13 protein-coding genes and 1 riboswitch are annotated in these 13,261 nt (G+C 71.6%); of the genes, 4 read left to right on the top strand and 9 right to left on the bottom strand.

Translation table 11 applies throughout. The features are described 5' to 3' along the window. Positions 1–13 precede the first annotated feature (13 nt). Positions 14–490 carry a pyridoxamine 5'-phosphate oxidase family protein gene (locus AC3ANS_RS10200; RefSeq protein ID WP_488296050.1) on the bottom strand — a complete coding sequence of 159 codons (477 nt, stop codon included), beginning with the start codon at positions 488–490 and terminating at the stop codon, positions 14–16. A 50-nt stretch (positions 491–540) separates the two neighbouring features. Here AC3ANS_RS10200 and AC3ANS_RS10195 point away from each other — a divergent pair, with 50 nt between their 5' ends. Further along, the gene (locus AC3ANS_RS10195; RefSeq protein ID WP_488296049.1) at positions 541–2,061 is read left to right on the top strand and encodes a TldD/PmbA family protein; all 1,521 of its coding nucleotides are present in this window, start codon (positions 541–543) and stop codon (positions 2,059–2,061) included. After that, entirely contained in the window at positions 2,061–3,455 is a 1,395-nt protein-coding gene (locus tag AC3ANS_RS10190) for a metallopeptidase TldD-related protein (protein ID WP_488296048.1), read from the top strand. Before AC3ANS_RS10195 ends, AC3ANS_RS10190 begins: the two co-directional genes overlap by 1 nt. On the opposite strand, the gene AC3ANS_RS10185 is transcribed toward AC3ANS_RS10190, so the two are convergent. Next, positions 3,452–3,811, bottom strand: coding sequence for a hypothetical protein (locus AC3ANS_RS10185; protein ID WP_488296047.1), 360 nt, complete (start codon positions 3,809–3,811; stop codon positions 3,452–3,454). The two genes, AC3ANS_RS10190 and AC3ANS_RS10185, sit on opposite strands and share 4 nt — an antisense overlap. Positions 3,812–3,988: 177 nt before the next feature. Here AC3ANS_RS10185 and AC3ANS_RS10180 point away from each other — a divergent pair, with 177 nt between their 5' ends. Both AC3ANS_RS10180 and AC3ANS_RS10175 read left to right on the top strand, forming a co-directional pair. Continuing rightward, positions 3,989–4,507, top strand: coding sequence for a hypothetical protein (locus tag AC3ANS_RS10180; protein WP_488296046.1), 519 nt, complete (start codon positions 3,989–3,991; stop codon positions 4,505–4,507). Between the two features lie 194 nt (positions 4,508–4,701). Further along, positions 4,702–5,472, top strand: coding sequence for a hypothetical protein (locus tag AC3ANS_RS10175; protein WP_488296045.1), 771 nt, complete (start codon positions 4,702–4,704; stop codon positions 5,470–5,472). A 7-nt stretch (positions 5,473–5,479) separates the two neighbouring features. Here AC3ANS_RS10175 and AC3ANS_RS10170 read toward each other — a convergent pair whose 3' ends face one another. The 7 genes from AC3ANS_RS10170 to gcvH all read right to left on the bottom strand — a co-directional run bounded on the left by AC3ANS_RS10170 (position 5,480) and on the right by gcvH (position 13,245). Continuing rightward, positions 5,480–6,841 (bottom strand): serine hydrolase domain-containing protein, encoded by a 1,362-nt coding sequence (locus tag AC3ANS_RS10170; protein WP_488296044.1) that lies wholly within the window; start codon positions 6,839–6,841, stop codon positions 5,480–5,482. Then, positions 6,838–9,708: an aminomethyl-transferring glycine dehydrogenase gene (gene gcvP / locus AC3ANS_RS10165; RefSeq protein ID WP_488296043.1), complete on the bottom strand. Its 2,871-nt coding sequence runs from the start codon at positions 9,706–9,708 to the stop codon at positions 6,838–6,840. The genes AC3ANS_RS10170 and gcvP overlap by 4 nt, the downstream gene beginning before the upstream one ends. A gap of 69 nt (positions 9,709–9,777) precedes the next feature. After that, positions 9,778–9,879, bottom strand: a riboswitch (glycine riboswitch). Between the two features lie 116 nt (positions 9,880–9,995). Then, positions 9,996–10,589: a MerR family transcriptional regulator gene (locus tag AC3ANS_RS10160; protein WP_488296042.1), complete on the bottom strand. Its 594-nt coding sequence runs from the start codon at positions 10,587–10,589 to the stop codon at positions 9,996–9,998. A gap of 347 nt (positions 10,590–10,936) precedes the next feature. Continuing rightward, positions 10,937–11,413, bottom strand: a complete 477-nt coding sequence (locus AC3ANS_RS10155) for a bifunctional nuclease family protein (protein WP_488296041.1) — start codon at positions 11,411–11,413, stop codon at positions 10,937–10,939. 40 nt (positions 11,414–11,453) lie between these two features. Then, positions 11,454–12,152: a transcriptional regulator FtsR gene (ftsR, locus tag AC3ANS_RS10150; protein WP_488296468.1), complete on the bottom strand. Its 699-nt coding sequence runs from the start codon at positions 12,150–12,152 to the stop codon at positions 11,454–11,456. A 50-nt stretch (positions 12,153–12,202) separates the two neighbouring features. Continuing rightward, the gene (locus AC3ANS_RS10145) at positions 12,203–12,745 is read right to left on the bottom strand and encodes a zinc-ribbon and FHA domain-containing protein (protein ID WP_488296040.1); all 543 of its coding nucleotides are present in this window, start codon (positions 12,743–12,745) and stop codon (positions 12,203–12,205) included. Between the two features lie 113 nt (positions 12,746–12,858). After that, positions 12,859–13,245, bottom strand: coding sequence for a glycine cleavage system protein GcvH (gene gcvH, locus AC3ANS_RS10140; RefSeq protein WP_488296039.1), 387 nt, complete (start codon positions 13,243–13,245; stop codon positions 12,859–12,861). Positions 13,246–13,261 lie beyond the last annotated feature (16 nt).

Below are 13,261 nucleotides of genomic sequence, written 5' to 3'. Positions count from 1 at the left end.
TGCGGCGCGACCCTCAGACGTCGACCGAGCCGTGGTCGGCGTCGTAGGTGTCGCCGGTGAGCTTGGTCTTGGCGAAGCTGATCAGCGAGGCGACCTTGCCGCCCGGCGTGTCCCAGTACTCCCCCTGCTCGACGTCGACCCGCAGGAGCACGGCGTTGGGGTCCTCGGGGCCGCCGGGCAGCCACGCCTCGGCGAACGTGTTCCAGAGCTCCTCGAGCTTGGCGAGGTCGTCGACGACTGCGGCCTGTCCGTAGACCGCGACCCACGAGTCACGCGCGGAGAACGTCAGCGACACCCGCGGCTCATGCTCGATCGCCCGAGTGTGCGCGGTGTCGCGGGCCGTGATGAACCACAGCTCGGCCGAGGGCTCCACCTCTTGGCGGGCCATCGGCACGCTCCGCGGCCCCTCGGGTCCGAACGTGGTGAGCATCGCGATCGGGATGTCGCCGATCAGGTCGACGAGCTGCTTCTGGCTTGCGGAGTCGGTCATGGCCACGACGTACCCGAACCCCCTGCATCCCATCCGGTAGGTTCGCGACCATGAGCGGGCCGGTCCTGGATTCGTCGTTCACCGCACTCCCCTATCGCGCTCTCGGCGACGCCGCGCTGAGCCGGGCCCGCGAGCTCGGGGCGAGCCACGCGGACTTCCGCTTCGAGCGGGTGCGCTACCAGAGCCTCGGGGTGCGCGACGGCGTGCTGCAGGGCGCGAACGACACCGAGGACCTCGGCTTCGCCGTACGCGTGATCCACCAGGGCGCCTGGGGCTTCGCGTCGGGCGTGGTCCTCTCACCCGACGAGGCGGTGCGGGTCGCGGAGACGGCGGTCGCCGTCGCCCGGGTCGCGGCCGAGATGACGAGCGCTCCCGTCGAGCTCGCCGACGAGCCGGTGCACAACGACGTCACGTGGGTGTCGTCGTACGTCGTGAACCCGCTCGACGTGCCGGTCCGCGACAAGGCCGAGGTGCTCATCGGCTGGACCAACCGACTGCGCGCGAGCGCGGCCGTCGACCACGCCTCCGCGCACCTGCTCCAGGTGCAGGAGAACAAGTACTACGCCGACCTCACCGGCACCCGCACCACCCAGCAGCGGGTGCGGCTGCATCCCGGCTTCGAGGCGATGGGGTCCACTGCGGACGCGTTCGACTCGATGGCCAGCATCGCCCCGCCCGTCGGTCGCGGCTGGGAGTACCTCACCGGCGGCCCCGGCAGCTGGGGCTGGGACACCGAGATCGAGCAGGTCCCCGAGCTCCTCGCCGAGAAGCTCGCCGCCCCCAGCGTCGAGGCCGGCACCTACGACCTGGTGATCCACCCGTCCAACCTGTGGCTGACGATCCACGAGTCGATCGGGCACGCGACAGAGCTCGACCGGGCCCTGGGCTACGAGGCCAACTACGCCGGCACCTCGTTCGCCACCCCCGACCTGCTCGGCACGCTGCGCTACGGCAGCCCGGTCATGAACGTCACCGGCGACCGCACCGAGCCCCACGGCCTCGCCTCGATCGGGTACGACGACGAGGGCGTGGCCACTCAGCGGTGGGACATCGTCAAGGACGGGGTGCTCGTCGGCTACCAGCTCGACCGGGCGATGGGCCGAATGTTCCCGGACCTGAACGGCGCCCGCTCCAACGGCTGCGCCTACGCCGACTCACCCGGCCACATCCCCATCCAACGGATGGCGAACGTGTCCCTCCAGCCCGCGCCGGACGGCCCCTCGACCGAAGAGCTGATCGGCCGGGTCGAACGCGGGCTCTACGTCGTCGGCGACAAGTCGTGGTCGATCGACATGCAGCGCTTCAACTTCCAGTTCACGGGCCAGCGCTTCTACCGGATCGAGAACGGCCGGCTCGCCGGCCAGGTCCGCGACGCGGCGTACCAGGCGACGACCACCGACTTCTGGGGGTCGATGGAGGCGGTCGGCGGCCCTGAGACCTGGGTCCTCGGCGGCGCGTTCAACTGCGGCAAGGCCCAGCCTGGCCAGGTCGCGAGCGTCAGCCACGGTTGTCCGACCGCGCTGTTCCGCGACGTCCGCATCCTCAACACCACCGACGAGGCCGGCCACTGATGAGCACTCCCGTCTCCCCCCAGTCCTTCGTCGAGCACGCGGTGGCGACCTCGGTCGCCGACGACTGCGTGGTGATCGTGCGCGACCGCACCAGCGCCAACCTGCGGTGGGCCAACAACACGCTGACCACCAACGGTGTGATGCGCGGCGTCGACGTCACGGTGATCTCGTTCGTCCGCACGGCTGCGGGCGTGGCCACCGGCTCGATGACCGGCAGCGTCACCACCCAGGAGGGTGTCACGGCGCTCGTCGACGCTGCCGACGCCGCCGCCCGCGCCGCGTCACCCGCGGAGGACGCCGCCGACCTGGTGCGCGACGCGGTCTCCCCCGACTGGGACGACCCGGCGGTCCCGACCGACATACACGTGTACGACGCGGTCGCGCCCGCGCTCGGCGAGTCCTTCCGCCGTGCCGCCGCCGAGGGGCGGGTGCTCTACGGGTTCGTCAACCACGAGTCGACCACGACGTACCTCGGCTCCACGACCGGACTGCGGCTGCGCCACGTGCAGCCCACCGGCCACGTCGGGTGCACCGCCAAGAGCGCCGACCTGGCCCGCAGCGCCTGGATCGGCGCTGCGACCCGCGACTTCACCGACGTCGACCCGCTCGCACTCGATGCCCAGCTCGCGCAGCGACTGCGGTGGGCCGAGCGCCAGGTCGACCTGCCGGCCGGGCGCTACGACACGATCCTGCCGCCGACCGCGGTCGCGGACCTGATGATCGACGCCTACTGGTACGCCGGCGCGCGCACCGCCCACGAGGGCCAGTCGGTCTACAGCAAGCGCGGCGGCGGCACCCGCATCGGCGAGACGCTCGCCCGACCGGGGGTGAGCCTGTTCTCCGACCCGGCGTACCCCGGACTGGAGTGCGAGCCGTTCGCGCTCGCCACCAGCTCGAGCAACGAGTCGTCCGTGTTCGACAACGGCCTGCCGCTCGAGCCCACCGACTGGATCCGCGACGGCCGGTTGGCCGCGCTGTTGCAGACCCGCCACTCCGCGGCGATGACCGAGCAGCCCGTCACGCCGGCGATCGACAACCTGGTGCTCGCCGTCGACGGCGCCTCGGGCTCCATCGAGGACCTGGTGGCCGGGACCGAGCGCGGGCTCCTGCTCACCTGCCTGTGGTACATCCGCGAGGTCGACCCGCAGACGTTGCTCCTCACCGGCATCACCCGCGACGGGGTCTACCTCGTCGAAGGCGGCGAGATCACGGGGGCGGTGAACAACTTCCGGTTCAACGAGAGCCCGGTCGACCTGCTCACCCGCTTCACCCACGCATCGGTGACCGTCCCGGCGTTCAGCCGCGAGTGGGGCGACGACTACTTCTCGCGCACCGCGATGCCGGCGCTGCGGGTGCCCGACTTCAACATGTCGAGCGTGTCGCAGGCTCGTTAGCCGACCCGCGTGGCCAACGAGCCCAGCACGTACGACGCCAGGTTCGCGGCCACGAAGGCCACCGTCAGCGCGGTCGCGAGGTACGCCGGCAGCCGGACCCGGTGCAGGTCCTCGTGTCCGGCCCGCACGGCGTACCGCCAGGCCACCGCGGTCGGCACCGCGAACACCAGCAGCGCCGGCGCGCCGGCGCCCACCGCAACCCACCACGGCACCTGGTCGTCGCTACCGGGCTCGTAGCCATAGACAGTCGCCAGCCCCTCTCCGACCACGAAGGCCGCGACGAAGGCGAGCGGGTAGAGCAGCAGCGAGAGCCAGGCGCGGCGGTAGGCGGCCCGCTCGGCGAGGGACATCGTCATCACGACCTCCTTGCCTCTCCCGGCGTCTCCATGGTCCTCGTCGGCGCTCCGGAGCGGCAGAGCCCAAGGACCCGCGATCGTGACCGGGGTCTCTTGCAACCGGATCGGCGGCCCGGGCGTATCCCCCGTGTTCGATCCCGAACGACCACCCCGACACACACGATCAAGGAACGTCCCATGCGCAGCACCCAGTTGATCACCGGCGCCCTGGCCGTCGTCGCGACCTCTGGCCTGATCGGCCAAGGGTTCCCGGCGTCGGCAAGCGAGCCGACCACCACCCGCGAGCGCGGCATCGTCGTCGAGTGCACGGGCACCATCAAGGGCAGGCCGGTCTACACGAGCCTGTACGAGAGCAACGTCGCCCGGAACACCATCCAGATCCTGGTCGGCGACGACGACCACCAGGCCGGCGGCAGCCGCGACACGGACCGCGACTTCCGCGAGGGACGCCAGGTCTCCGGGGCGCTCAAGGTCGCGGGCAGCCGGGCCCTGGTCGAGGGGACGGCCCGCAAGGTCGGCACCCGGCTCGCCGTGCACGAGGAGCACGACGACGCCGGTCAGCACATCACCGTCGACGGCTTCCACCGTCGCCTCGCGACCGACCTGACCCTGCACTGGAAGGGTGCGACCGCACCGCTGACGTGCGACAACGCGTTCGTCTACGACCTGCAGGTCACCAAGGAGTCCACGGTCTGACCGTCGGCTAGCAGCAGCGGCCTCCCGCGTCCCGGGCGTCTCCGACAAGGCGCCCGGGCCGCTGGTCTCCCGACCGGGCCAGGCGCATCCGACGCGTCAGTCGACGGTTGCATGACATCTCGGTGATCTCCCGGACAGCGCGGCCGCGGTTGGCCTAGGTTCGAGCGCGCCCCCTCACCGGAATCGAGATCCTCATGCGCACCAGCGTCCGCGCACGCCTGACCGGCGTCCTCGCGGCTGCCGTCCTCGGCGTCACCGTCCTCAGCGCCGCACCGGCCAGCGCTGACGACACCCCACTGCCGATTGTCGTCCCCGACAGCGTCACGCTCTACCCCGGCCAGACGACCCAGATCAACGTCCTCGCGAACGACAGCTCGCCGACGGGCGCCGACCTGGCGCTCTGCCGCGTCCCGGAGCCGGACCTCAGCAGCACGCTGCCTGTCATGGTGGCGGAGCTCCCGGCGATCCTCGGCGGCGAGGCCGGCGACCTCCTGGTCGGCGCCGGCTCCCGGTCCGGCACCTTCACCGTCGACTACTTCGTCTGCGACGAGGTCCACCTCGCCCCGGCCCAGCTGACCGTCGTCATCCTGCCGGTCGAGCCGGTCATCGTGCAGAAGGTCGCCGACCGGCCCAACAAGCTCAGCGTCACCAACACCAACACGGCCTCGGTCGGCTTCTGGTACGCCGACCCGCGTGCGCGCCGCCCCGACGGGCGCCTCCGCATCCCGGCCGGCGCCACGGTGACCGTGACCGTGCGCCGGCACACGATCCTCTGGTTGGCGCTCATCGGCGGCGGCCACGGGAAGGGCTCCCCCTTCGGCTCGCCCGGTCTCGCCGACTCCGGCGTGGTGCGCCACATCAAGCTGCGTCCCGGCACGGAGCTGCCGCCACCCCGGCACGGCGGCATGGTCCTGCCGCCCGGCCTGACGGTCGCCGGGCGATGGGGTGCCATCGACCGCGGTTGATGGCTCCTCAGCTGCGCGGCAGACCCCCAGGGATGGGGGCCTCCGGGTCGTACGGCTCCTTCGTGTAGACGAAGGTCGCGACCTCGAGGTGGCCGACCGTGCCGTTTGGACGGCGTACGACGTGCAGGGTCTCACCGGCGTGGTAGCCGGAGGTGCCCACGACCCGGCCGTCGCGCACCGCGAAGCGGTAGGCCTCCACCCCGTTGCGGCGGGCGACCAGCTCATCGCCCTCCCACACGAAGACGACCGGCGTGTTGCCCCAGTGCCACACGCCGGGCACGCCCGCGAGCACGGGCGGCAGGGCGGACGGCGGGCGCCAGGGCGCCGGCAGCGTCGGCTCGCAGCGCTCCAGGTCCTCGAGCAACCCGATCACGGTCTCGGCCGGCGAGAAGCCCGTCGTCGCGTTGGCCAGCACGACGCCACCGGTACGCCGACGTCGGTCCACGAGGACCGTCGCGAGGAACCCGGGCATCGAGCCGGTGTGCCCGGCCAGCGTGCCGGAACCGCCGGCGAACAGCTGGAACCCCAGGCCGTGCGCGGACCGCAACCCGTCCTCGGGGCTGCCGGACTGGGGCGCGAACGCCCGCGCGAGGTCGTCGGCAGAGAGCACCTCGGGGTGCCCGGTGCCCAGGAACGCGGCGTACGTCGCCAGGTCGGTGATCGTCGCCCACGCTTGTCCGGCGGGCGCCATCGCGCCGTTGTCGGTGGCGGGTTCGTCGACCAGCGTTCCCTCGTAGGGGTGCACGGAGTGGCCCTGCGCGGACGCACCGGTCGCCAGGTACGACGTGCGCGTCATGCCCAGCGGCACCAGCACGCGGTCCTGGACCGCGTCCCACCACGTCGAGCCGACCAGCCGGGCGGCCACCTCGCCGAGGATCGCGTAGCCCAGGTTGGAGTAGTGGAACCGCTCGTGCGCGCCGAACGCGGCACCCGTGCCGTCGTTGGCGGCCATCAGGTCCGCGAACGACCCTCCCGGGGTCCGCTCCCACCACGACCCGGCCGGCTCGGACTGGAGCCCGGCGTCGTGGGCGAGCAGCGTCCGCAGCGTGCGATCGGCGTACGGGTGCCCGGCCAGGTCGCCCAGCACGGCCGACGCGGGATCGTCCAGCGCCACCCGCCCGTCGCGCACCTGCTGCAGCACCAGGACCGCGGTCATCGTCTTGGTGATCGAACCGATGCGGTACTGCACGTCGAGCGGGTCGTGACCCGCCACCGCAGGTCCGCCGTACGACCCGAACCACGCCGGCGCACCGTCGCGCACCACCCCGGCGACCACCGACGGCAGCCGCCCGGACGCCTGGGCCGTGGCCAGGCGAGCGAGCAGACGGCGCGCGGTGGTGTCCGTGACGGTCGGTGGGGTGTTGCTCACTCCGCGAATGCTTCCAGGGGCGGGCACGAGCACACCAGGTGCCGGTCGCCGTAGGCCTGGTCGATCCGCGCCACCGGCGGCCAGTACTTGTCAGGGTCGATACCGGTCGGGAACACCCCGAGCTCACGCGAGTAGGGCCGGTCCCACTCGCCGACCAGCGCGCGAGCGGTGTGCGGCGCGCCGCGCAGCGGCGAGTCCTCGGGCGTCCACTCCCCCGCGGCGACCCGATCGATCTCGCCACGGATCGCGATCATCGCGTCGATGAACCGGTCGATCTCGGCGAGGTCCTCGGACTCGGTCGGCTCGACCATGAGCGTGCCGGCGACCGGGAACGACATGGTCGGTGCGTGGAACCCGTAGTCCACCAGCCGCTTGGCGACGTCGTCGACGGTGACTCCGGAGTCCTTGGTCAGGCCGCGCAGGTCGAGGATGCACTCGTGCGCGACCAGCCCGCCGTGGCCGCGGTAGAGCACCGGGTAGTGCTCGCCCAGCCGCGCCGCGACGTAGTTGGCCGACAGCACCGCCGCCGCGGTCGCACGGGTCAGGCCCGCCGCGCCCATCAGCCGGATGTAGGCCCAGGAGATCGGCAGGATGCCCGCGGACCCGTACGGCGCCGCGCTCACCGGGCCGATGCCCGACCGCTTCGACTCCTCGGGGTGCATGCCGTGGGAGGGCAGGTACGGCGCGAGGTGCGCGCGCACCGCGACCGGACCGACACCGGGGCCACCGCCGCCGTGCGGGATGCAGAACGTCTTGTGCAGGTTGAGGTGGGAGACGTCACCGCCGAACTGACCCGGCTTGGCGTAGCCCAGCAGCGCGTTGAGGTTGGCACCGTCGACGTAGACCTGGCCGCCGTGCGCGTGCACGATCTCGCCGAGCTCGGTGATGGTGTTCTCGTAGGCGCCGTGGGTCGACGGGTAGGTCACCATGATCGCGGCCAGGTCGTCGGCGTGCGCCTCGCACTGGGCACGCAGGTCGTCGAGGTCGACCTCGCCACCGGCGCCGGACTTCACGACCACCACGCGCATGCCGGCCATCACTGCCGAGGCGGCGTTGGTGCCGTGGGCCGACGACGGGATCAGGCACACGTCGCGCTGCTCTCCACCGTTGGCCCGGTGGTAGGCACGGATCGCGAGGAGGCCCGCGAACTCACCCTGCGACCCGGCGTTGGGCTGGATCGAGACGGAGTCATAGCCCGTGACCTCGGCCAGCCAGGTCTCGAGCTCGGTGACGAGCTGCCGGTATCCCTGGGCGTCCTCGGCCGGCGCGAACGGGTGCAGATCGGCGAAGCCCGGCAGCGAGATCGGCTCCATCTCGGTCGTCGCGTTGAGCTTCATCGTGCACGAGCCCAGCGGGATCATCCCCCGGTCGAGCGCGTAGTCGCGCGCCGAGAGCCGCCGCAGGTAGCGCAGCATCGCGGTCTCGCTGTGGTGGCTGGAGAACACCTCGTGGGTGAGGTACGCCGTGCTGCGTCGAAGTGACTCCGGCAGCGCGTCGGCCGTGGCGGCGTCGACCGCGTCCAGGTCCACGCCCGCGACCCCGAACGCCTTGAGGACGCTGGACAGGGTGGAGCGCGTGGTGCACTCCGAGGTGCTGATCCCCACGTGGTCGGCGTCGACGAGACGCAGGTGCAGCCCGAGGGCGCGCGCGGCGGTGACGACGTCGGCCGCCCGTCCGGGCACCGGCACCGTCAGCGTGTCGAAGTAGCTCTCGTGCGCGACGGCGTACCCGCCCTGTCCCAGCGCCGCGGCCAGCACCGCGGCGTAGCGGTGGGTGCGGGTCGCGATCGCGCGCAGGCCCTCGGGGCCGTGGTAGACGGCGTACATCGCGGCCGCCACCGCCAGCAGCACCTGAGCGGTGCAGATGTTGGAGGTCGCCTTGTCGCGGCGGATGTGCTGCTCGCGGGTCTGCAGGGCGAGCCGGTACGCGGGGCGGCCCTCGGCGTCCACGGAGACGCCGACCAGACGGCCGGGCAGGTGTCGCTCCAGCCCGGCGGAGACCGCCATGAAGCCCGCGTGCGGGCCGCCGTAGAACAGCGGTACGCCGAACCGCTGGCTGGAGCCGACCACCACGTCGGCCCCGAGCGTGCCGGGCGCCTCCAGGACGGTCAGCGCGAGCAGGTCGGCGGCGACCACGGCCAGCGCGTCGCGCTCGTGGGCTTGCGTGATCACGGTCCGCGGGTCGAGCACCCGGCCCGAGGCGCCGGGGTATTGCACCAGCACACCGCACAGCGGGCCGTCGGGCAGTCCGTCGGTCAGGTCGGCGACCACGATCTCGATGCCGAGACCGTGGGCGCGGGTGCGGACCACCTCGATGGTCTGCGGGAGCGCGTCGGCGTCGACGACGAACGGGCCCTCCGCGGACCGCTTGGCGCGGCGTACGAGCGTCATCGCCTCCGCCGCCGCCGTGCCCTCGTCGAGCAGCGAGGCGTTGGCTGTCGGCAGCCCTGTCAGGTCGCCGACGACCGTCTGGAAGTTCAGCAACGCCTCGAGCCGGCCCTGGGAGATCTCCGGCTGGTACGGCGTGTAGGCGGTGTACCAGCTGGGGTCCTCGAGCACGTTGCGGCGGACCACCGGCGGCGTGATCGTGGCGTGGTAGCCCAGGCCGATCATGGTCTCCCCCGGCCGATTCGCCTGGGCGATCGTGCGCAGCTCGCGCGCCACCGCGGCCTCGGTCAGCGGCTTGGGGAGGTCGAGGTCCTCGGCGGAGCGGATGCCGCCGGGCACGGCCGCGGTCATCAGCGCGTCCAGCGAGTCGAACCCGAGCCGGCCCAGCATGGCCTCGACGTCCTCGGGACGCAGCCCGATGTGGCGGTCCACGAACGGCAGCGCGTCGTCGAGCTCGGTGAGCGGGCGGTGGTCTGACATGAGGGGCTCCTCGAAGGACGTTCGGGTGCCTCCCCCTCTGTCACACCGCCGGGTGGCGCTCCAGAGTGCCTGACCCGCACGGTCCTGAGGCCTGAGAGGTTCCGGGGAGGAATTGCCCCTTCGGCGCCCCGTCCGCAAACCACCGGCCGGGGACTCTCCCGTGCAGGAGTGTCAGCACGACCAATCTACCTTGGCGACCCCGAAAGCACGTTGACCCGCCCGAAAAGTCTGATGGCGGGCTCGCAAGCTCGCCCGCTTTCGGGCGGGTCGACGTGGAAGCGGTGGTGTCAGCCGGTCTTGCGTGCGGCGCGGCGCGCGGCGAGCTCGTCGCCGGCGGTCGGGACCGCCTCGGGCTCGGCGGTGCGCTCGCTGGGCAGCTCGGCGAGGGTGCCCTCGATCTCCTGCCAGACACCGCCGATCGCGATGCCGAAGACGCCCTGTCCGCCCTGGAGCAGGTCGATGATCTCGTCGTTGCTCGTGCACTCGTAGACCGAGACGCCGTCGCTCATCAACGTGACGCGGGTCAGGTCGTCGGTGCCGCGCTGGCGCAGGTGCTGCACCGCCGTACGGATCTGCTGCAGCGAGATCCCGGCGTCGAGCAGCCGCTTGACGACCTTGAGCAGCAGGATGTCCTGGAAGGAGTAGAGCCGCTGCGACCCGGAGCCCTTGGCGCCGCGCACGGTGGGCTCGATGAGGCCGGTGCGAGCCCAGTAGTCGAGCTGCCGGTAGGTGATGCCGGCGGCGTTGCACGCGGTCGGCCCGCGGTAGCCGGTGTCACTGGGCAGCGGGGACACGTCGTCGGTGAAGAGCAGACCCTGCTCCTCGGCCTGCTCCGCGGCGCGGGCGACCTCGACTTCCTGCTGCTTCTCGTTCTCGTTCACGCGGTCCTCCGGGACGGCTATCCGTTGCGCGTAACACCGGGGAAGTAGTTACAACGGCGATAGTTCAAGGTAGGCCCCCACCGGACCGCCGTCAAAGACGCCCGCGGCGTGTCGCAAACCCTCACCCTCTACCTGAGAGTTAGGGATCGACAGCCGGCAGAATGGTCGTCGTTTGGTCCCCAACGGCAGAACTTCGGCTCGAATCTCTGTCGTTGGGGACCAAACGACGCCAACTTCAGGCGTGTGCAGTCGGCCCCGACGCAGCCATGCCCAGGGGGCGAAGGCGGCCTGGATCGAAGCGGGCGTCGAGCGACGACAACGCGGCCAGGTGCGTGCCGTCGGTGCGCTCAGGGTTCGGTGGGGGCGTCGAAGTCTTCGGGGGTGACCTGGTCGAGGAACTCGCGGAACTTCTCGACCTCGTCCTCCTGCTCGGCGGGTACGGCGAGGCCGGCCTCGTCGAGGACCTCCTCGGCGCACACGATGCGGCTGCCGGTGCGCAGCGCCAGCGCGATCGAGTCCGAGGGTCGCGCACTCACCTGGGCGCCCGATCCGAAGACGAGGTTGGCGAAGAACACACCGTCCTTGACGTCGGTGATCTGCACCTCGGTGAGCTCGTTGCCGGTCGCCTCCAGCACGTCCTTCATCAGGTCGTGGGTCAGCGGCCGCGGCGGGACCACGCCCTGCTGGGCGAAGGCGATCGCCGTCGCCTCCGCGGCCCCGATCCAGATCGGGAGGTAGCGCTCGCCCGAGACCTCGCGCAGCAGCACGATCGGCTGGTTCGAGGGCATCTCCACCCTGACTCCCATGACATCGACTTCGCGCACGCCACCACAGTAACCCCCGGCGCCAGGACCCGCGTCAGGCTCAGGTGGAGCGGAGGCCGGCCTTCACCAAGGTCGCGTGCAGTCGCACCGAGAGCGCGGCGATCTCGCTGACGGTCTCCTCCGCGCGCGCCTTGGCGGCGGCGTCGCGGCCGCGCTTCTGCGGGGCGACCACCTGCTCGACCAGTCCGACCTCGCGGTCGGCGGCGGTCTTGTAGGCACGCAGGTGCCGCGGCTCGAAGCCGTAGTCCGCGAGCTCGCGCGCGGTCTGGGCGATCACCAGCGCATCGGTGTCGTAGTGACCGGTGCCCGCGCGGGGGGTGATCAGCCCGAACTGCTCGAGCTGGTCGAGCAGGTCCTCGGTGATGCCGGCGATCTTGACCAGCTCTCGCCGGGAGAGCCGGACCTGGTCGCGCCGGGCGAACGAGGCAGGGCTGGGCAGGCCGTCGGCAGCCAGGGCCACGGTGGGCACCGTGGGTACGACGGGCTCGATCGGCGGCGGCTCGAGGCCGCGGTCGATCGCGTCGAGGTGCTCCCCGATCACCTTCAGCGGCAGGTAGTGGTCCCGCTGCATGCGCAGGACGTAGCGCAGCCGTTCGACGTCGTCGTGGGAGAACTTCCGGTAGCCCGCGGCCGTCCGCTCCGGCTTGATCAGCCCCTTGTCCTCCAGGAAGCGGATCTTGGGGATCGTGATCCCCGGGAAGTCCGGGCGCAGCTGGTCGAGCACCTGCCCGATGTTCATCCGCGCCCGCGCGGCCGACGAGGCGCCCGTGGCCGCGGACACGTCCCGGCTCACCTGCCTGCGTGCCCGGAGAAGAACACGAGGCGGTACTTGCCGATCTGGACCTCGTCACCGTCGGTCAGCTGCACCCGGTCGATCCGGTCGCGGTTGACGTAGGTGCCGTTGAGGCTGCCCACGTCGCTGACGGTGAAAGTGTCGCCCGAGCGGTGGAACTCGGCGTGCCGGCGCGAGACCGTGACGTCGTCGAGGAAGATCTCGCTGTCGGGGTGTCGCCCGGCGTTCACGACGTCGGCGTCGAGAAGGAACCGGCTGCCGGCTCCGGGACCGCGCTGCACGACGAGCAGTGCGTGCCCACTCGGGAGCGCGTCGACCGCCGCGGCGTCGACGGCGTTGAGCTGGCGGTCTGAGGTCTCGACCTTGTCGCTGCCGAGGCCGATCGAGATCGTGGCCGTGGACTCCTCCGAGAGCTCCGCTCCCCCGGGCGCCGGGGTCGCCGGTGATCCAGGAGTCGCGGTGACGAGGCGGTTCCCACACTGGGCGCAGAAGCGCGCGTCATCGGGGTTCTGCGTGCCACACGCTGTGCAGAACGGCATCGGTCTGTCCTTCGGTCGGGCGGCAAACCCTCAAGTCCGGGCTGAGGTTGATGGTTGCTCCGAACCTATCAGCCCCGCCGTGGTGATCAAGACCGATTGCGACAGCAGGACGCTCAGGCGTCGAGCGAGCCCTCGTACGACGAGGCGTCCATGAGCCCGTCGAGCTCGGTGCGGTCGCTCGGCACGACCTCGAAGAGCCACCCGCCGCCGTAGGGGTCGTTGTTGACCAGCTCGGGGGTCGCGTCGAGGGCGTCGTTGCGGGCCACCACCTCGCCGGAGACCGGCGCGTAGACGTCGCTGACCGACTTCGTGGACTCGAGCTCGCCGCAGGTGCTGCCCGCGGTCACGGACTCGCCCAGCTCCGGGAGGGAGACGTAGACGATGTCCCCGAGCGCGTCCTGGGCATAGTGGGTGATGCCGATCCGGACCGATCCGTCGTGCTCCCCGGGCTCGCGGACCCACTCGTGCTCGGTGGTGTACTTCAAGTCGTCGGGGTACAAGGCGTCTCCTCCAGGA

It is taken from the genome of Nocardia sp. 149-1B (assembly GCF_057747975.1).
The sequence above is the reverse complement of the archived record's forward strand: the minus strand, read 5'-3'. Positions and strand labels throughout refer to the sequence as shown.

What these genes read in the sequence shown, in the direction of transcription:
- AC3ANS_RS10185 (WP_488296047.1), bottom strand. Translation starts at nt 3,811, where the DNA reads ATGACGATGTCCCTCGCCGAGCGGGCCGCCTACCGCCGCGCCTGGCTC.
- AC3ANS_RS10180 (WP_488296046.1), top strand. Translation starts at nt 3,989, where the DNA reads ATGCGCAGCACCCAGTTGATCACCGGCGCCCTGGCCGTCGTCGCGACC.
- ftsR (WP_488296468.1), bottom strand. Translation starts at nt 12,152, where the DNA reads ATGAACATCGGGCAGGTGCTCGACCAGCTGCGCCCGGACTTCCCGGGG.
- AC3ANS_RS10200 (WP_488296050.1), bottom strand. Translation starts at nt 490, where the DNA reads ATGACCGACTCCGCAAGCCAGAAGCAGCTCGTCGACCTGATCGGCGAC.
- AC3ANS_RS10190 (WP_488296048.1), top strand. Translation starts at nt 2,061, where the DNA reads ATGAGCACTCCCGTCTCCCCCCAGTCCTTCGTCGAGCACGCGGTGGCG.
- AC3ANS_RS10175 (WP_488296045.1), top strand. Translation starts at nt 4,702, where the DNA reads ATGCGCACCAGCGTCCGCGCACGCCTGACCGGCGTCCTCGCGGCTGCC.
- AC3ANS_RS10145 (WP_488296040.1), bottom strand. Translation starts at nt 12,745, where the DNA reads ATGCCGTTCTGCACAGCGTGTGGCACGCAGAACCCCGATGACGCGCGC.
- gcvP (WP_488296043.1), bottom strand. Translation starts at nt 9,708, where the DNA reads ATGTCAGACCACCGCCCGCTCACCGAGCTCGACGACGCGCTGCCGTTC.
- AC3ANS_RS10195 (WP_488296049.1), top strand. Translation starts at nt 541, where the DNA reads ATGAGCGGGCCGGTCCTGGATTCGTCGTTCACCGCACTCCCCTATCGC.